Source organism: Acinetobacter sp. YH12041, from assembly GCF_013419975.1.
GTDB lineage: Bacteria > Pseudomonadota > Gammaproteobacteria > Pseudomonadales > Moraxellaceae > Acinetobacter.
The window spans coordinates 33,709-52,149 of the sequence record NZ_VOZC01000017.1; the positions used below are offsets into that span (position 1 = coordinate 33,709).

Genomic DNA, 18,441 nt, shown 5'->3' on the forward strand with positions numbered 1-18,441 from the left:
AAGTACAGCAAAAAAAATCCGCTCAAGATTACCATCTTAAGCGGATTTATTCAGCCCATCAGTACAACTTAGTTGACTGGTGTTGCCTCATCGCGTTTAGCACGGTCTTTGGCAACAGACTTGTTGATCAGTGTTTGCTGCAAGATCGTGATCAAGTTGTTCACAATCCAGTACAACACCAGACCTGCCGGGAAGAACAGCAAGAATACTGTAAAGATCACTGGCATAATCTTGAACACTTTCGCCTGCATTGGATCAGTTGGCTGCGGATTCAGCATCTGCTGAATATACATGGTCGCACCCATGATCAATGGCAGGATGAACCAAGGATCCATTGAAGATAAATCTTGGATCCAGAACATCCATGGTGCATGGCGCAGTTCTACAGATTCCATCAATACCCAGTACAGTGCCAGGAAGATTGGCATTTGCAGTAACAATGGTAAACAGCCAGCAAGTGGATTCACCTGTTCACGTTTGTACAGTGCCATCATTTCCTGAGAGAAGCGCATACGGTCTTCACCGAACTCTTCTTTCATGCGTTGCATTTCAGGTGCAATCACACGCATTTTCGCCATAGAGCGGTAGCTCTTCGACGACAATGGCCACAGGATCAGTTTAACCAGTACGGTTAACAGGATGATTGCCCAACCCCAGTTACCCACTAGACCATGGAAGAACTCAAGACCAACAAACAGCAGTTTGGCAATTGGCCATAACCAGCCATAATCTACAGTCTGGTTCAGACCAGTCGCTAGGTCTTTCAGCTCCGATTGAACTTTTGGACCAGAGTAGAAGGTCGCATCGATTTCAGCTACGGTACCTGCAGGCACATTGAAAGTTGGAGAAGTAAAACCAATGATATTCATGTTATCAGTTGATTTACGTGATTCCAGCTTCGCGCTGTAAGCTTCACCATTGGCTTGAGTCAGCTTCAGGTTACCTGGCACCCAGGCACTCACGAAGTAGTGCTGAACCATTGCAACCCAGCCACCTTTGGCTTCGGTATTCAGTTTTTCTTCAACAAAGTTGTCAAATTTTAACTTGTTGTAGTTTTCATCCGGTGTACCCCAAGCGCCGCCCAGGAACGTTCCCAGTGTGAAGATACCCTGATCAGATTTACCAGGATCTTCGGAATTGTCACGTTTGATCTGACCGAACATCTGACCTTGCCAGGTCTGGCCGCTGCGGTTGACCACTTTGTGATTCACAACTACCGGATATTCACCTTCAGTAAAGTTGAAGGTTTTAATGACTTCTACACCATCAGCCGTTTTAAAGACCATAGGTACAGAAAGTACTTTGACAGTTTCGCCATCTTTATTTTTAGCGGCTTTGGCATCTGCCAGTGTATAAGCCGTTTTTTCCAGCTCATAGGTTGGACGGCCACTACGGCTGCTGTCCGGTCCATTCAGACCGATCAGGCCCGACTGAGCGACATAAGTCCGTTTCGCATCGCTTTCCAGCATGACGAACGGTTCATCGCTGTCTTTATTCTTGTCATGATTGAGTAATTCAACACGAACAATATCACCACCTTTAGGATTGATCCAAAGATGATAAAGGTCAGTTTGTACTGAAATAAGCTGCTGACTTACAGGTGCGGTGGCATCCGTTGCTTGCTGCGCTGGCATATTTGCTTGTGGCAGATCAGAGGCGGTCGTCGCCGTCTGAGCATTTGGCAAATCTGCAGATACTTCATGTGAAACAACCGCAGCTTCTTGCTGTGGTTTGGTTTCAGCATTGCCATAATCTTTTTGCCACGCCAAAATGAGCAAATATGCGACAACAAACATGGCTCCGAGAATTGCAATCCTGGCCCATTGTTGCATATGTATTACCCCAAGTGGTTAGAGTGATTTTGGTTCAATAAACGATCACGAAAGGGTACAGCAACGTGAAGCGTTTGAGAATCTATTTGCTGAAATGAAATAAAACGAATCGCTTTCGGGGGAACCGGATCATATCCAGAGCCACCCCACGGATGACAACGGCAAATACGCTGAGTAGCCAGCCACACACCACGTACAGCTCCATGTGTATGGACTGCTTCCAAGGAATATTGAGAACATGTTGGAATATAACGACAGCGTGGTCCCAATAAAGGACTAATCGCAATCTGATAGAAACGTATTAACCAATGCAGTAAACGTACCATTGGCCATCTCTACTTTTGTGGGGAGGATGATGCTATTTTGGAATGCTTTTTGGCAAGACGGTTGAGTTTCTGCCAGGCAAATTGTAATTGCTGATGCAACTCTGCGTTCGGTACCGCTTCTATACCTACTTTAGGCATAACCACAATATCCAAATCATCTAGTTGCTGTTGATGCAGGCGAAAACTTTCGCGAGCAAGTCGTTTTACTCGATTTCGTTCGTGCGCACGGCGCACTTTTTTCTTGGCAACAACTAAACCCAAACGGCTGTTTGGCAGTTCGGAATGTTTTGCAAGAAAAAGGAAATGGGGTTGATGCACTTTAAAAAGCGCACCATCAAAGACTCCTTTATAATCTGCAGCACAGCGTAAACGAAGCTCTGTACCAAAACTATAAAGTGTAGTCATAACACCCAAAATCGGCAAAGCCTAACTGATTAAACAGTTAAGCTGTGACGACCTTTTGCACGACGGCGAGCTAGAACTTGACGACCAGCTTTAGTAGCCATACGAGCACGGAAACCATGAACGCGTTTACGCTTTAATTCAGATGGTTGGAATGTACGTTTCATATTGAAACTCCAAAAATGATCTTTCTATAAAGGTCCGCGATTTTAGTGCTCATTGCTTGAGCTGTCAATGCAAAAGCCACTTTCTTTTCAAATAAGACTGAAATCAAAATTGTAAATAGGGATTAAAAAAATTGTATTCAAATACCTATATATAAGTTAACCACAATATAACTATTTGTTTTAAAATTAAATATAAGTTATTAACACTTATATCAACATAGTTATCCACAACTTATGTGAAATCTAAATTTAACCCATGAGTTTTGAATTTAAATTTAAACTTTTCTCAGTTATCCACAAAAGAATCGAATCTTATAAATAAATTCAAATTTATAAATTTAAATTTATTACTATTAGGGTGGACTTTTTCTGTGGAAAAGCTAATTTTGTATTATATAAACAAAAACTTAGTTTGTGGATAAAACTGTTTTTATTAATTTTATACTTTGTGGATAACTTTGTGCTATATTTTATCCACAGCTTGCGGATAAACTTATCCACACTAGCTTTTTAAATTTAAATTTATCCACCATGACTGCTTTTTGCGCAAAATCTGTGGAAATTGCCATGACAGATGTGGATAACTTGGTTAGAATGGCGACCCGCTTTGGTCGCGGTCAGCCTTTTTGATTAACAATGGAATGAATAGGGGATTCACATGCTTTGGACAGACTGCTTAAATCGCTTGCGACAAGAGCTCTCTGGAAATGTCTTTACAATGTGGATTCGCCCGTTGGTTGCGGAAGAGCTGGACGATACCCTGCGTCTTTATGCACCTAATCCGTATTGGACGCGCTACATTCAAGAGCATCATCTGGAACTGATTTCAATTTTGGCCGAACAGCTGTCTGAAGGTCGCGTACGTAAAGTTGAAATTCTGGTGGATTCGCGTCCAGGTGCAATTTTATCTGCCAGTGAACAGCCAGCGACGACAACAGCGGCTTTGGAATCTGCGCCTGTGGTTGCGCCAGCGCCGCGTCCTAAGAAAGAAAAAGAAGATTCAGGCAAAAATAGCCGTAAACGTCAGCTGAACCCTTTATTTACCTTCTCGTTATTTGTTGAAGGCCGTTCTAACCAGATGGCGGCTGAAACCTGTCGTAAGGTGTTAACCCAACTCGGGGCTTCACAACATAACCCGCTATTTTTATATGGTCCGACTGGTCTGGGTAAAACCCACTTGATGCAGGCAGTCGGGAATGCATTATTACAGGCAAAACCCAATGCCCGCGTAATGTATATGACTGCGGAAAGCTTTGTGCAGGATTTTGTCAGTTCCCTACAACAGGGCAAGGTTGAAGAGTTTAAGAAAAACTGCCGTTCACTGGATCTTTTGCTGGTTGATGATATTCATTTGCTGGCAGGTAAAGAAGCCAGTCTGGTGGAGTTCTTCTATACCTTTAACGCGTTGCTGGATGAATCGAAGCAAATTATTCTCACCTCGGATCGTTATCCTAAAGAATTGACCGAACTGGATCCACGTCTGGTTTCACGTTTTTCCTGGGGACTTTCTGTGGGTGTGGAACCACCCGATATTGAAACTCGCATTGAAATCTTGCTGAAAAAAGCTGAAAACACTGGTGTAGACTTACCACGTAACTGTGCGCTATTTATCGCCCAACAAGTGGTAGCGAACGTCCGTGAACTTGAAGGTGCGCTTAATAAAGTGGTGGCGATCTCGCGTTTTAAAGGAACGCCGATTGATCTGGATGTGGTACGTGAGTCTTTGAAAGATGTCCTCGCAATTCGTGCCCGTACCATCAGCACTGAAAATATCCAGCGTGTAGTGAGTGAGTATTTTCGCATTCCACTTAAAGAGCTGGTAGGTCCAAAACGTACCCGTATTTATGCGCGTCCACGTCAGCTTGCAATGGGTCTGGCACGTGAACTGACTGGAGACAGTTTCCCGGAAATTGGTATGGCTTTTGGTGGTAGAGATCACAGTACAGTCATGCATGCCTGCGAAAAAGTACAGAGCTTGCGTGAAGAAGATCCGATCTTCAATGAGGACTATAAAAACCTGCAACGCCTGTTGCAGAGTTGACCTAAAACGCTCAAATTCTGTTCTTGCTATGCGGCCTGTTTTGCCGCATAGTTAACTGCTAAAAATTCAACTTTTATCTTGTTAATCTTCAGCTTTAGAGGAATGTACCGTGCGTTTAAAAATCGCGAAAGAAAGCTTACTGAATGTTCTCTCACATGTCGTAGGAGCGGTTGAACGTCGCCATACCTTAAATATTCTTTCAAACCTGAAAATCCAGGTGACTGCTGAAGCTTTGACCGTCACCGGTTCGGATCTGGAAGTGGAACTGGTTGCCAGCACACAGTTGGCTGAAGGTGCATGCCTGCAAGCCGGTGAAACCACTGTTCCAGCACGTAAGCTGATTGATATCTGTAAATCTTTGCCATCAGCAGCCCTGATCGACCTGCAAATTACCGATGACCAGCGTTGTATCCTGAAATCTGGAAATAGTCGTTTTGTGCTCGGTACTTTGCCTGCGGATGACTATCCATTACTGAATACTGAAAATACTCAAGGCACGCAAGTGACTGTGACTCAGCGCGAATTAAAGCGTCTGTTTGAAAAAACGGCTTTCGCAATGGCTGTGCAGGACGTACGTTTCTATCTGACCGGTACTTTACTTGAAATTGATGCCAATCAGCTTCGTGCGGTAACGACAGATGGTCACCGTCTGGCACTGTGTGAAACAGCAGCACAATCGACTGCAACTCAACCGATTCAAGCCATTGTTCCACGTAAGGCAGTCGCTGAATTGCAACGTTTATTAAGCGTTGAAGATGAGCAGCTTTCTCTGCTGATTGGTCGTGAATTATTGAATGTGACCATTCGCATGGCCAGCCGTGATAAAGAACAGACCGATATCACAGTTCGTTTCACTACGAAACTGATTGACGGTAAATTCCCGGACTACCGCCGTGTGATTCCACGTGGTGGCGACAAGAATGTGATTATTGCGCATGACGTGTTTAAGCAATCTTTACAACGCGTGGCTATTTTGAGTAATGAAAAACTGCGTGGCGTATTCCTGAACTTTAATGCCGGTTCATTACAACTTCGTGCCAATAACCCGGAACAGGATGAGGCGATTGAAGATCTGGCCATCCAGTATGCAGATGCACCACTGGAAATGTCATTCAATGCGCAATACTTGATTGAAGTGCTAGGTGTACTAGATGGTGAAGATGTATCAATGACCATGACTGAAGCAAATCAGTCTGTACTGGTTCAGGATCCATCTCATACCGATCAGACCTATGTCGTGATGCCAATGCGTGTCTAAGCGACAGCTGAGCTAAGCCAACGCTATGCATATTACGCGTCTTCATATTGAACGTGTACGAAACTTAAAAACGGTTGCACTCCAGGGATTGCAACCGTTTAATGTTTTTTATGGCCAGAATGGTTCAGGCAAGACTTCAGTACTGGAAGCTATTCATTTACTGGCCACAGGACGTTCCTTTCGTACCCATATCCCGAAAAATTACATTCAGCATGGCGCCTCGGATGCGATTGTGTTCGCCCAATCGGAAACTGAAAAAGTCGGCATGCAAAAAATGGCCAGCGGGGAACAGCTGATTAAGGTCAATGGCGATGCGATTGCGACTCAAGGCCAGCTTGCCAAAATGTTGCCCTTACAACTGCTCGATCCACAAAGTACCGATATTATCGATCATGGCGCCAAACCACGTCGTCAGTTATTGGACTGGTTAATGTTCCACGTGGAACCAGAGTTTTATCATGCCTGGCAATATTATTCACGAGCCTTAAAACAGCGGAACAGCCTGCTTAAATCCAAACGTTTTCTAAGTCTGTCTGATCTGGAACCGTGGAACCAGATGCTGAGTGAGTATGGCGAGATTTTGCACTCCCAGCGTGTCGGCATCGTGGAACAGTGGAAGCCATTTTTTGAGGATGATCTCAAGCATCTACTGCCTGATCTGGAGATTTCTCTGGAATACAGCCCTGGCTTTCACAGCGAAAACGGCCTGCTGAATGACCTGACCAATCATCATGATAAAGATGTGGAACGACGCTATACCGAATATGGTCCACATCGCGCAGATTTGCGTCTCAAGACCCCTTTGGGGGATGCTGATGTGATCCTGTCCCGTGGACAAAAAAAGCTTTTAATGATGGCACTTAAACTGTCGCAAATCGCAATGCTGCATTCTTGTAATAAGGAAACTGTGGTATTATTAGATGATGTGACAGCAGAATTAGATTTAACCGCACAACAACGTTTAATTGAGCGATTGAGCCAGCTTGGTAGTCAAGTTTTTATTACCACTTTAGACCATGAATCAGTACAAAAGCACCTACATGATCTGTCTATCTCATATCAGTTATTCAATGTTGAAAACGGTACAGTTCAAGTTGTTGTGCAATAGTTTTTAAATTTTTACCTATCTTTGGATAAACCTATATTTCACTAGGGAGAAACCATGAGTTCAGAAGATCAAGCTGCTTCTCAAACAGAACAAACCACTGAAAAAGCTTATGATTCCTCTAGCATCAAGGTATTACGTGGTTTAGACGCAGTACGTAAGCGTCCAGGCATGTACATTGGTGATACAGACGATGGTACCGGCTTACACCATATGGTCTTCGAGGTCGTAGATAACTCGATTGATGAGGCGCTGGCAGGTCACTGTGATGAAATTTTAGTGACTATTCATGAAGATGAATCAGTTTCAGTATCAGACAATGGCCGTGGTATTCCGACCGACATTCATCCTGAAGAAGGTGTGTCTGCTGCAGAAGTAATTTTAACCATTCTGCATGCTGGCGGTAAGTTTGATGATAACAGCTATAAAGTTTCTGGCGGTCTGCACGGTGTAGGTGTATCCGTAGTAAATGCATTGTCAGAAAAACTGGAATTAACTATTCATCGTGCCGGTAAAATCCATGAACAGGAATACCGTCATGGTGATCCACAATTCCCGTTAAAAGTGGTGGGTGAGACCGATAAGACCGGTACTCGCGTGCGTTTCTGGCCAAGTGCTGAAACCTTTAGTCAGACCATTTTTAATGTCGATATTCTGGCACGTCGTTTACGTGAACTGTCCTTCCTGAATGCAGGTGTACGAATCGTATTACGTGACGAACGTATCAATGCCGAATACATTTTTGACTATGAAGGCGGTTTGGCTGAGTTTGTTAAGTACATTAACCAAGGTAAAACCCACCTGAATGACATTTTCCATTTCACCACTCAGGCGGAAAATGGCATTGGTGTAGAAGTTGCACTGCAATGGAATGATTCTTATCAGGAAAATGTACGCTGCTTTACCAACAACATCCCGCAAAAAGATGGCGGTACTCACTTAGCCGGTTTCCGTGCAGCACTGACCCGTGGTTTAAATAACTACATGGACAGTGAAAATATCCTGAAAAAAGAAAAAGTTGTGGTTTCAGGTGATGATGCGCGTGAAGGTCTGACTGCCATTGTGTCAGTAAAAGTGCCTGATCCGAAATTCTCTTCACAAACCAAAGAAAAACTGGTGTCGAGTGAAGTGAAATCTGCCGTCGAGCAGGCCATGAACAAGGCCTTCTCTGAATATCTGTTAGAGAATCCACAGGCGGCTAAATCAATCGCTGGCAAGATCATTGATGCAGCGCGTGCCCGTGATGCGGCGCGTAAAGCACGTGAAATGACCCGTCGTAAGAGTGCGCTCGATATCGCCGGTCTTCCAGGTAAACTGGCGGATTGTCAAGAGAAAGATCCAGCTTTATCTGAACTGTACCTGGTCGAAGGTGACTCTGCGGGCGGTTCTGCAAAACAGGGCCGTAACCGTAAGATGCAGGCAATTCTGCCGCTAAAAGGTAAGATCCTGAACGTGGAACGTGCCCGTTTTGACCGTATGATTTCTTCTGCAGAAGTGGGTACGCTGATTACGGCACTCGGCTGTGGTATTGGTCGTGAAGAATATAACCCGGACAAGCTGCGTTATCACAAAATCATCATCATGACCGATGCTGACGTGGATGGTTCACACATTCGTACATTGCTGCTGACTTTCTTCTTCCGTCAAATGCCGGAACTGGTGGAACGTGGTCATATCTATATTGCACAGCCGCCGCTGTACAAGCTGAAAAAAGGCAAACAGGAACAGTACATCAAGGACAATGATGCACTGGAAACTTACCTGATTTCGAATGCGATTGATGAGCTGGAACTGCATATCAGTGCTGATGCCCCTGCGATTCGTGGGGAAGCTCTGGCCAATGTGATTACCGATTATCAAACTTCACAAAAGAGTCTGGCACGTTTAACTGTACGTTATCCTGCAAGCTTGCTGGATGCGTTGATTTCACTGGAAGCATTCAAGCTGGATCAGCTGGAAGATAAAGCTTATGTGGAAACCTGGGGTGAAGACCTGCGTGCAGCGATTGAAAAAATCCAGCCAAGTTTACGTCCTGAATTGAGTCTGGAACGTTTTGAAAAAGATGTTGATGGCCAGATCGTAGAAAGCTGGTTACCACGGATTACAATTTATGTGCATAACCTGCCGCATCATTACCTGCTAGATGCTAGCCTGCTCAGCTCAAGTGAATATGCACGTTTACTGAAAAATTCGAAAAGCTGGTTCACGCTGCTTGAAGAGGGTGCTTATTTACAGAAAGGTGAGCGCAAGATTCAGGTCAGCAGTTTCCATCAGGTTTGGCAGCACATTCTGCAAGACTCTCGCCGCGGCATGATGATCCAGCGTTATAAAGGTCTGGGTGAGATGAACGCGGACCAGTTGTGGGAAACTACGATGGATCCGGAAAACCGTAACATGCTACAAGTGACGGTGCAGGATGCAATTGAAGCAGACCGCATGTTCTCTTGTTTGATGGGGGATGATGTGGAACCACGTCGTGCCTTCATTGAAGAAAATGCCTTGAATGCCGATATTGATACCTGATCCATCGGAATAAATCGAAACGAAAAAGCGCCTTTTAAGGCGCTTTTTTTACGTAAATTTTCTATTAATGCCAGATGAACTGTTTAGAATAATTTTAATCTAAGCAGTTTTTAGACCAATGATCTGCTAATGCTAGGTCTTAAAAAACCCTGGTTCAGTAGAATCAAGTCTTATTTATAAAGAGGTTTATCCATGGATAGCCAGCTTGAAGAAATACGTGAGATCTGGGCAAATGCATTCTACAGTGGCGACTATGATGTGCTGCGCCACTATGAACATCAGGACTTTCAGGTGGTTTTTGAACAGGAAGGCCGCGTAGAAGGAAGTTATCTGCGTTATGACCGGATCGCTCATGCGGTACAAAATGGCGTATGGAAACCGCTGAAGCCAGACATAGAATATGAAGAATACGAGTACAATGAAGATCAGACCGAATGCCGGATCTTGATTGGACTGGAAAATAATAAACAGCGTCTTCAGGAGATCTGGAAGCTAGAGGATGAATGGAAAATTCTAGAACTTAGATTTTTGAAATCCTGAATTTCAATGATTTATTAAATTACTTCGAAATTTTTTAAAAATATTTGAATAGTGTTGTTTTAAATCTTACTTAAACCTTGATCAATCGTGTGGATAACTGCAAAGTTATCCATATTTTTTATGTGAATAAGATAGTATTTATCCACAAGTTATATTGCCTTTCTTATCTCTCATTTTTTTAAATTTAAATTTAATTTCTCTATCTTGTGGATAAGTGTTTTTAAATTTAAAATGGGTTTTTGAATTTAAAAGACTAGTTGGAGCCATATCTTCTATGTTCTTTAACGGCAACCAGTTCAGGTGAGTTTTTATCTGTTTTTAATGGTAAATTATATAAATAACTTAAAAATTAATGGTTTATATTGATATTGTAGATTTAATTAACAATCAGCGTGGAACATATTTTAATTCTAAAAATCTTCACTGTAGTGAAACTACACAATTAATTTAATAATCAAGTGAACTTTCAATTTTTTATTACTGAATCATAGGCTTATAGATTTTTCTAACTTTTACTTCTATAGCTTAGTTTCTTTAAGCTGGATCATCACGTGACCTAGTGCCAGTTCATTTGATAAACAGGCAATAGATCTGAGCTTTTAGAAACTGAAAATAGAAAAAAATACGGTTTATAAAATGGTGATCAAAAATAAAAAAAGCGCCTAATGGCGCTTTCTATTTTTTACCATTGTATTTATGGGGTCAGAATAATCTTGCGGCAGTCTTCTTCACGTTTATCGAAAATACGATAGCCTTCAGCAGCTTCTTCCAGTTTCATGCGATGGGTAATAATCACTTCTGGAGACAGCTGGCCATTTTCTACATATTCAAGTAATTGTGGCAAGAATTTATGCACATGTGTTTGACCCATTTTAAAGGTCAAGCCTTTATCGAAGGCATCACCAAACAGGAAGCCATGAATTGGACCAGCATATACACCTGGCACACTCACCACACCACCACGGCGTACTGCGGCGATACATTGACGTAGGGCAAAGCCGCTCGAACCTTCAATTTTTAGATTCGTCATCACAGTTTCAAGCAAACTGCCTTTGGCCTCGAAACCAATCGCATCAATGACGGCATCAACACCACGATGACCGGCAGTATTCTGAATAATATATTCAGCTGCATCGACTTCATCAAAATTCACTGGAATTGCACCATAAGTTTGATGGGCGAAACGCAGACGGTAAGGGTGGTGATCGACCATAAAGATCTGTTCGGCACCCAGCATACGTGCGCAGGCAGCCGACAGTAAACCAACTGGACCAGCACCATAAATCGCAACACTGGAGCCGCGAGTGACCTGGGCATTGGTTACAGCCTGCCATGCAGTAGGCAAGATATCAGTCAGAAACAGGACTTTTTCATCCGGTAATGATCCTGGCACTTTAAATGGGCCCACATTACCTTTAGGCACACGAACATATTCAGCCTGTCCGCCTTGTACACCGCCATATAAATGGCTATAACCAAACAGAGCCGCACCTGGTGGAATTTGTTTCTTATTGATAATTGCACCACGGCCAGTATTGGTATTTTCACAGGCAGCCATCAGTTCATGTTCACAGAAAAAACAGTGACCACATGCAATCACGAAAGGAATAATTACCCGGTCGCCTTTTTTGACTTCTGTGACTTCAGGGCCGACTTCTTCTACAATTCCCATAAATTCATGGCCGAAAATATCGCCATCTTCAGTGGCCGGGATTTTACCCCGGTATAGATGCAGATCTGAGCCACAGATGGCAGTCGCTGTCACCCTTAAAATGACGTCATCTGGTTCCTGAATCACTGGATCTGGAACGGATTCAACTCGTACATCCCGAGCACCATGATAGGTAAGAGCACGCATGCGGATTTCCTCTCTCTAGTTCAACATTAAACAGACTCGTATCAAGGCTGCCAAAAATAAAAAACACTTTTATTAGAGCCTTATGGGCCAAGAAATCGCTGTAAATTAATGTATGAAATAAGACATCCGAGTGTTTAAAAAATAAACTTATATAGGATTTGCGTAATTCACTACAAAATATGTCAAAAAACGGTTTCGATAAAAAAATCAGGGAAAAGATGGAGAGAGCAATATATAAAAAGTATAAAAAAGAGATTAGCTCCAGTTGCAGCTAATCTCTAAGATTTGAATCAAGGTTTAAAACTTAACCTTCCTGAAAAGATTGCTCCAAACTTTCTAGCTCCATCATCAGTTCTAGCATTTGCTCTTCGGCAGTTTCCAGTTTCTGTTTCAGTTCAGTTTGCTCGTTCATAAGTTTCAGCAAGTCATCTTTACGTGCAGCTTCATATAAATCGCTATCTGCCAGCAATTCTTCAATTTCTGCCAGACGCGGTTGTAACTTGTCAATTTGCGCTTCGCATTTTTCGATATTCTTGCGAATCGGACGAGTCTGCTCACGACGCTGAGCGGCCAGTTTGCGCTGTGCTTCCTTATCTACTTTGGCTACCACCACAGGTTTAGCTTCTGTTTCTACTACCTGTGCTTTGGCTAAGGCATTCTGTGCATTGATCTGCTGTTGACGCGCTTCACGTAACCATTTGGCATAGTCCTGCAAATCACCCTCAAATTCGGTACAACGTCCGGCATGTACTAACAGCAATTCATCACATACTGTCGCAATCAATTGACGTTCATGCGAAACGAGTACCACCGCACCTTCAAAATCCTGCAAAGCCATAGTCAGGGCATGGCGCATATCCAGATCCAGATGGTTTGTCGGTTCATCCAGAATCAGTACATTTGGACGCTGCCAAACAATTAAAGCCAAAGCCAAACGTGCACGTTCACCCCCAGAGAAACTCTCACATGGGGTATCCATGCGCTCACCGCTAAAACCGAAACTGCCGAGGAAAGAGCGTAAAGAAGCTTCACTGATTTTTGGATCGGCGATGCGCGCCAGTTGTAGCATTGGGCTGGCATTAGCATCCAAAGCATCCATCTGGTGTTGAGCAAAATAACCAATATTGAGTAATTCTGAGGCTTTACGTTGACCATTTAATAACGGCAAATCTCCGACTAAGGTTTTGATTAGGGTTGATTTACCCGCACCATTCATTCCCAGTAAACCAATGCGAGAATTTGGGGTGATTTGCAGGTTAATTTTGCTGGCAATCGATTTATCGCCATAACCAATTTCCGCCTGTTCCAAGGCCAGAAGTGGTGAACTCATTTTGGTCGGTTCACGGAAACTGAAGGTAAAAGGCGTATCTACATGAGCAGGGGCGAGATCCTGCATACGCTCCAGCATTTTGATCCGGCTTTGGGCCTGACGTGCTTTAGTTGCTTTGGCTTTGAAACGGTCAATAAATTTTTGTAAATGTGCTCGGGCTTCCTGCTGTTTCTCAAAGGCCTGTTGCTGTTGCGCCAGACGCTCGCTACGGGTCACTTCAAAAGTTGAATAATTACCGGTATAGAGGGTGAGTTCCTGATTTTCGATATGCAGAATATGATCCGTCACGGCATCCAGAAAATCACGGTCATGCGAAATTAGCACTAAAGTGCCTTCATACGCCTTTAACCAGTCTTCGAGCCACAAAATCGCATCCAGATCCAAGTGGTTGGTCGGTTCATCGAGTAATAGCAGGTCTGAACGGCTCATCAGGGTACGGGCCAGATTCAGACGCATCCGCCAACCGCCTGAAAAGCTGGAAACATCCAGGCGAATCTGATGATCCATAAAGCCCAGACCGGCCATCAACTGAGCTGCTTTAGATGGAGCAGAATAGCCATGAATCTCGTCGAAACGGCCATGTAACTGTGCCAGTTCAGCATCGGATAGTTGTTCCGGATGTGCCAGTTTGGCCTGTATATCCCAATACTCTTCATCGCCTGACAGAACAAAATCAATGGCCGGCATATCTAGGGCTTTAATTTCCTGAGCCATATGCGCTACGGTCCAAACGGATGGACGAGTCAGCGAACCTTCATCTGCACTGAGCTCACCTAAAAGAGCCGCAAACAGGGTAGATTTTCCTGCGCCATTCACACCGGTTAAACCAATTTTCCAGCCGGGATGAAGCTGCATGGAGGCTTTTTGAAATAACACTCGCCCACCACGGCGTAACGAAACTTGGTCTAACTGAATCATTGAACTTACTAACAAGGGCAAAAGAGAATGCCGCTATTCTAATGGAAAGCCCGGAGAAAACAAAAAATCTTCGTTGCAGTTTATCCTGTTCAGGCTTTAAAAATTTATAGATTCATATATGATGAACTATGTTTTGAGTAAATACTCTATTTTGTTTAAAAACCGAAAGATAGAGCCATCAAGGTTCATAATAATATTGAGTAGAATAAAAATGAAAAAAGGATTTTTAATTTTATCTGCACTGGGCCTATGGGCTTCAAGTGCACATGCTGCCCCAGTCAATGTCTGTGTATTTGATTTACTGGGAAAATCGGGTGAATCCTTCAAGCTGCTGGAAGAGTGGGCATTGGCCAGCAAGCAGTGGGGAGCTACGGTTCAATTGATTGCTTATCAGGATGAAGCCAAAGTCGATCAGGATGCCAAAGCTGGAAAATGCGATGGCTTCTATATGACATCCATGCGCGCGCGAGCTTATAACAAATTTGCCGGCTCCATTGATGCCATTGGCGGCGTTCCTAATAATGACATCGCCATGAAAGCGGTGAGTTATGTGCTGGATAAGCGTAATACCAAACGGATGACCACCCAGATTGGCAAGGAAAAATTTGAAGTGGCCGGTATTGGCCAGATTGGTCCTGCTTATATTTTTGTCCGTGATCGTAATATGAACAAGCTGGAACATATTAAAGGCAAGAAGTTTGCAGTTCTACATTATGACTATGCCCAAACCATTATGGTGAACCGGGTAGAAGCCGTACCGGTGAATTCGGAAATTTCCAATTTCATCCGTAAATTTAATCAGGGTGAAGTAGATATTGTGGCAGCGCCCGCTTATGCCTTTAAACCTCTCGAAGTGACTAAAGGACTGGGGCAGAAAGGAGCCATGATTAACTTTCCGGTGGTCAATGTCACAGCAGATCTGATTATTCGACCGGATAAATTTCCGGAACAGTTTGCAGCCAATTCCCGACAATGGTTTTTTAAGCAGTTACCACGCAGCTTCGCGATGGTGAAACGAATGGAAGCAGAAATCTCGCGTAAATATATACTGAACCTGAGTCGTGAGGAACAGGTCAGTTATCAAAAAATTCTGCGTGAAGGACGCATGGATTTAACCAAACAGGGCATCTATGACGCTGGCATGATGACAGTATTAAAACGGGCACGTTGTACTGTAGAAAGAACCAATTTTGAGTGCTCAATTAGTGGTGAATAGTTTTAAAATCATGTATATCTTTGTAACTACATCGAATGAAATGTAATTCAAAGTAGCCAAGCGAAAATATTAAGATACTGATATATTTATAAAAAAGTCGAATAAAGGAAATCGGATAAAGCTCATTTATCTTTATAGGCCAAAAAACGGCTTTTATCTGGAGTAAATGCTCTATTTTTTTGAAATAAATTTGCTTAATATTTGACGCGTGTACGGACACTCAGCTAACAACAAGATTTCAAAGGATAACTAAAATGAAAAAAACACTCTTATCATTGGCTGCATTTTCTGCATTTGGTTTTGCAGGTGTGGCACATGCAGAAAAGGTCGATATCTGTGTGTTTGACCTACTTGGTAAATCTGGCGAGTCTTTCCAGATGGCTCAGGAATGGGCACTGGCAGCAAAAGGCTGGGGCGCAGATATTAATCTGATCGCTCGTCAGGATGAAGCCGTCGCTGACAATGACTTTAAGGCTGGCAAATGTGATGGCGTATTCATGACCGCCATGCGTGCCCGTCAATATAACAAGTTTGCTGGTTCAATCGATGCCTTAGGTGGTGCTCCAAGTAATGCCATTGCACAGCGTGCGATTAGCTTCGCTTTAGATAAGCGTAATGCGGCTAAAATGGTTACGACCATGGGCGGTAAAAAGTATGAGGTGGCCGGGATTGCGCCACTGGGTTCAGCTTTTATCTTTGTGCGTGACAAAAACATCAACTCTATTGAAAAAGCCGCAGGGAAGAAGTTCGCTGTTCTTGGCTATGATGATGCGCAAAAAATCATGGTTCAACGTGTAGGTGCTCAGGCCGTAGTGTCTGATGTATCCAACTTCGTGGCCAAGTTTAATAATGGCCAAGTCGATATGGTGGGCGCACCGGCGTATGCGTACAAGCCACTCGAAATCTATAAAGGTCTGGGCAATAGCGGTGCGATGTTTAACTTCCCGGTACTGCATGTCACCTCTGACTTTGTGATCCGTCCGGAGAAATTCCCAGCCGGTTTTGGCCAGAAGTCTCGTGACTGGTTCATTAAAAACCTGCCTAAGAGCATGGCGATGATTAATCGTCTGGAAGCTGGTATTCCAGCGAAATATAAGCTGAATCTGAGTGCAGAAGATAAAACCAAGTATCAGAAGTTATTACGTGAAGGGCGTATGGATATGACCAAGCGTGGAATCTATGATGCCAGCATGATGTCGGTATTGAAACGTGCACGTTGCTCTGTCGATAAGGCCAACTTTGAATGTTCACTTTCTGGCGAATAATTTGATTTTTAAGGAAAAAAGCTTAGATTTATCTAAGCTTTTTTTATATTAAACAAAGTCAGATCTGCCATTGCAGATCACGGTAAAGCAGTTAAGCTGATTAAAAATAATGCTTTCATGTTTAGTATAAAAAACAATAACATGTAGCACTTAAAGCAGATAACAAAAACAAGGCAATCAAGGAAAGCAAAATGATGCAGAGAGGATGGAAAGCCCTGGCTGTAGGTGCAGCACTCACGGCAGTTTCAGGTCTGACGCAGGCTAAACAGGTAGTATGTGTATTCGATCTGGTCGGCAAAAATGGTGACGTCTATGCCGTAATGAAAGACTATCAGCTGGCTGCAAAAAACTGGGGTGCTGATATCGAGCTTAGGGTAAATACCAATGAAGCTGTCGTCGCAGAAGATTTTAAAGCCGGTAAATGTGACGGGATCAGTGTTACCGGTATGCGTGGCCGTCAGTTTAACCGTTTTACCGGTTCACTCGATGCGATCGGCGCAATTCCAGATCTGAACCTGGCGGTAAAAGTCATGCAAGGCCTGGCGAGTCCGACCTTTGCCAAGCTCATGGTTCAAGGCAAGTATGAAGTCGCAGGAGTGATTCCGGTAGGCGATGCCTTCCTGATGGTCAATGACCGAAGCATTAATACAGTTGCGAAAGCAGCAGGTAAAAAAATTGCTGTACTTGACTATGACGAAGCACAAAAAATCATGGTTCAACAAGTGGGTGCACAGGCAGTCAGCGCCGATGTGACCAACTTTGGCTCTAAATTTAACAATGGCCAGGTCGATATTATTGGTGCACCGGCTGCCGTATTTAAACCGCTAGAGCTGCATAAAGGTTTGGGCAGCAAGGGTGCCATTGTGAATTATCCGGTATTGCAGGTCACTGGTAATATCATTATTCGTCCAGATAAATTCCCGGCAGGATATGGACAAAAATCACGTGAATGGGTGAAAAGCCAGTTACCACGTGCTTTTGGAATTTTGGGTAAAATGAAGGCAGATATTCCCTCTAAATACTGGATGGATATTCCTGAAGCAGATAAGCCAGGTTACCAAAAGCTGATGCGTGATTCGCGGATTGATCTGACCAAACGCGGTATTTATGACAAACGTATGATGAAGTTACTCTGGCAATTCCGCTGCAAGCAGAATCCGAAAAACTTCGAATGTGCATTACAGGATGAGAACTATAAACAATCCTGATAAAATTACTCTGATTTGACTTTTAATCTGTACAGACTGACCATATATTGAGTGTGTTATACTTGAAATATGGTCTTTTCTTTTTAAAGACATTCCATTCAACAGAGGAATCCGCCATGAATGCTCAAGCGCTTGTGCTCACCGACAATGCCGCAAATAAAGTACGCCAGTTGCGTGACAGTGAAGGTAACCAAGACTTAATGCTCCGTGTGTATGTCACCGGTGGCGGCTGTTCAGGTTTCTCTTATGGCTTTAACTTTGCGGAAAGCCAAAATGAAGATGATGCAGAATTCGTCAATGGCGATGTCAAAATGCTGGTCGATTCTCTGAGCTATCAATATCTGGTCGGTTCAGTGGTTGACTATGTTGAAGGTCTGGAAGGTTCACGTTTTGTGGTACAAAACCCGAATGCGACCACGACCTGTGGTTGTGGATCTTCATTCTCGATCTAA

The 18,441-nt window shown here is 43.5% G+C and carries 15 protein-coding genes; 9 read left to right on the top strand and 6 right to left on the bottom strand.

Features of this window, described 5'->3' with window-relative positions; translation table 11 throughout:
- Positions 1 to 68 precede the first annotated feature (68 nt).
- From yidC to rpmH, 4 genes are read right to left on the bottom strand one after another with little or no spacing between them, the layout of a single operon-like run.
- Positions 69 to 1,832, bottom strand: coding sequence for a membrane protein insertase YidC (yidC, locus tag FTU00_RS12300; protein WP_179993056.1), 1,764 nt, complete (start codon positions 1,830 to 1,832; stop codon positions 69 to 71).
- A 5-nt stretch (positions 1,833 to 1,837) separates the two neighbouring features.
- The gene (yidD, locus tag FTU00_RS12305) at positions 1,838 to 2,158 is read right to left on the bottom strand and encodes a membrane protein insertion efficiency factor YidD (protein WP_004780345.1); all 321 of its coding nucleotides are present in this window, start codon (positions 2,156 to 2,158) and stop codon (positions 1,838 to 1,840) included.
- Between the two features lie 9 nt (positions 2,159 to 2,167).
- Complete coding sequence (gene rnpA, locus FTU00_RS12310) at positions 2,168 to 2,563, bottom strand: ribonuclease P protein component (protein WP_034706193.1); 396 nt, start codon at positions 2,561 to 2,563, stop codon at positions 2,168 to 2,170.
- A gap of 29 nt (positions 2,564 to 2,592) precedes the next feature.
- The gene (rpmH, locus tag FTU00_RS12315; protein ID WP_000831329.1) at positions 2,593 to 2,727 is read right to left on the bottom strand and encodes a 50S ribosomal protein L34; all 135 of its coding nucleotides are present in this window, start codon (positions 2,725 to 2,727) and stop codon (positions 2,593 to 2,595) included.
- Positions 2,728 to 3,385: 658 nt separating this feature from the next.
- Between rpmH and dnaA the strand changes: the two genes are divergently transcribed.
- The 5 genes from dnaA (at position 3,386) to FTU00_RS12340 (ending at position 10,194) form a co-directional block, all read left to right on the top strand.
- Positions 3,386 to 4,768 (top strand): chromosomal replication initiator protein DnaA, encoded by a 1,383-nt coding sequence (gene dnaA, locus FTU00_RS12320; RefSeq protein WP_004780349.1) that lies wholly within the window; start codon positions 3,386 to 3,388, stop codon positions 4,766 to 4,768.
- Positions 4,769 to 4,877: 109 nt separating this feature from the next.
- Positions 4,878 to 6,026, top strand: a complete 1,149-nt coding sequence (dnaN, locus tag FTU00_RS12325) for a DNA polymerase III subunit beta (protein ID WP_159124285.1) — start codon at positions 4,878 to 4,880, stop codon at positions 6,024 to 6,026.
- 25 nt (positions 6,027 to 6,051) lie between these two features.
- Positions 6,052 to 7,134, top strand: a complete 1,083-nt coding sequence (recF, locus tag FTU00_RS12330; protein WP_166139276.1) for a DNA replication/repair protein RecF — start codon at positions 6,052 to 6,054, stop codon at positions 7,132 to 7,134.
- 54 nt (positions 7,135 to 7,188) lie between these two features.
- Positions 7,189 to 9,654, top strand: coding sequence for a DNA topoisomerase (ATP-hydrolyzing) subunit B (gene gyrB, locus FTU00_RS12335; RefSeq protein WP_166139278.1), 2,466 nt, complete (start codon positions 7,189 to 7,191; stop codon positions 9,652 to 9,654).
- A 192-nt stretch (positions 9,655 to 9,846) separates the two neighbouring features.
- Positions 9,847 to 10,194, top strand: a complete 348-nt coding sequence (locus tag FTU00_RS12340; protein ID WP_180012252.1) for a hypothetical protein — start codon at positions 9,847 to 9,849, stop codon at positions 10,192 to 10,194.
- Between the two features lie 694 nt (positions 10,195 to 10,888).
- On the opposite strand, the gene FTU00_RS12345 is transcribed toward FTU00_RS12340, so the two are convergent.
- Both FTU00_RS12345 and FTU00_RS12350 read right to left on the bottom strand, forming a co-directional pair.
- Complete coding sequence (locus FTU00_RS12345; protein ID WP_180179799.1) at positions 10,889 to 12,052, bottom strand: zinc-dependent alcohol dehydrogenase; 1,164 nt, start codon at positions 12,050 to 12,052, stop codon at positions 10,889 to 10,891.
- Positions 12,053 to 12,356: 304 nt separating this feature from the next.
- On the bottom strand, positions 12,357 to 14,300 hold the full coding sequence (locus FTU00_RS12350; RefSeq protein WP_180179800.1) for an ATP-binding cassette domain-containing protein: 1,944 nt from the start codon (positions 14,298 to 14,300) through the stop codon (positions 12,357 to 12,359).
- Positions 14,301 to 14,511: 211 nt separating this feature from the next.
- On the opposite strand from FTU00_RS12350, the gene FTU00_RS12355 reads away from it, so the two are divergent.
- The 4 genes from FTU00_RS12355 to erpA all read left to right on the top strand — a co-directional run bounded on the left by FTU00_RS12355 (position 14,512) and on the right by erpA (position 18,441).
- The gene (locus FTU00_RS12355) at positions 14,512 to 15,516 is read left to right on the top strand and encodes a putative solute-binding protein (protein WP_180179801.1); all 1,005 of its coding nucleotides are present in this window, start codon (positions 14,512 to 14,514) and stop codon (positions 15,514 to 15,516) included.
- A gap of 254 nt (positions 15,517 to 15,770) precedes the next feature.
- The gene (locus FTU00_RS12360; RefSeq protein WP_004780360.1) at positions 15,771 to 16,781 is read left to right on the top strand and encodes a putative solute-binding protein; all 1,011 of its coding nucleotides are present in this window, start codon (positions 15,771 to 15,773) and stop codon (positions 16,779 to 16,781) included.
- A 194-nt stretch (positions 16,782 to 16,975) separates the two neighbouring features.
- On the top strand, positions 16,976 to 17,989 hold the full coding sequence (locus tag FTU00_RS12365) for a putative solute-binding protein (RefSeq protein ID WP_166139095.1): 1,014 nt from the start codon (positions 16,976 to 16,978) through the stop codon (positions 17,987 to 17,989).
- A gap of 116 nt (positions 17,990 to 18,105) precedes the next feature.
- The gene (gene erpA, locus FTU00_RS12370) at positions 18,106 to 18,441 is read left to right on the top strand and encodes an iron-sulfur cluster insertion protein ErpA (RefSeq protein WP_004780362.1); all 336 of its coding nucleotides are present in this window, start codon (positions 18,106 to 18,108) and stop codon (positions 18,439 to 18,441) included.

Coding starts and splice junctions, on each gene's coding strand:
- yidC (WP_179993056.1), bottom strand. CDS start 1,832: ATGCAACAATGGGCCAGGATTGCAATTCTCGGAGCCATGTTTGTTGTC.
- yidD (WP_004780345.1), bottom strand. CDS start 2,158: ATGGTACGTTTACTGCATTGGTTAATACGTTTCTATCAGATTGCGATT.
- rnpA (WP_034706193.1), bottom strand. CDS start 2,563: ATGACTACACTTTATAGTTTTGGTACAGAGCTTCGTTTACGCTGTGCT.
- rpmH (WP_000831329.1), bottom strand. CDS start 2,727: ATGAAACGTACATTCCAACCATCTGAATTAAAGCGTAAACGCGTTCAT.
- dnaA (WP_004780349.1), top strand. CDS start 3,386: ATGCTTTGGACAGACTGCTTAAATCGCTTGCGACAAGAGCTCTCTGGA.
- recF (WP_166139276.1), top strand. CDS start 6,052: ATGCATATTACGCGTCTTCATATTGAACGTGTACGAAACTTAAAAACG.
- gyrB (WP_166139278.1), top strand. CDS start 7,189: ATGAGTTCAGAAGATCAAGCTGCTTCTCAAACAGAACAAACCACTGAA.
- FTU00_RS12340 (WP_180012252.1), top strand. CDS start 9,847: ATGGATAGCCAGCTTGAAGAAATACGTGAGATCTGGGCAAATGCATTC.
- FTU00_RS12345 (WP_180179799.1), bottom strand. CDS start 12,052: ATGCGTGCTCTTACCTATCATGGTGCTCGGGATGTACGAGTTGAATCC.
- FTU00_RS12350 (WP_180179800.1), bottom strand. CDS start 14,300: ATGATTCAGTTAGACCAAGTTTCGTTACGCCGTGGTGGGCGAGTGTTA.
- FTU00_RS12355 (WP_180179801.1), top strand. CDS start 14,512: ATGAAAAAAGGATTTTTAATTTTATCTGCACTGGGCCTATGGGCTTCA.
- FTU00_RS12360 (WP_004780360.1), top strand. CDS start 15,771: ATGAAAAAAACACTCTTATCATTGGCTGCATTTTCTGCATTTGGTTTT.
- FTU00_RS12365 (WP_166139095.1), top strand. CDS start 16,976: ATGCAGAGAGGATGGAAAGCCCTGGCTGTAGGTGCAGCACTCACGGCA.
- erpA (WP_004780362.1), top strand. CDS start 18,106: ATGAATGCTCAAGCGCTTGTGCTCACCGACAATGCCGCAAATAAAGTA.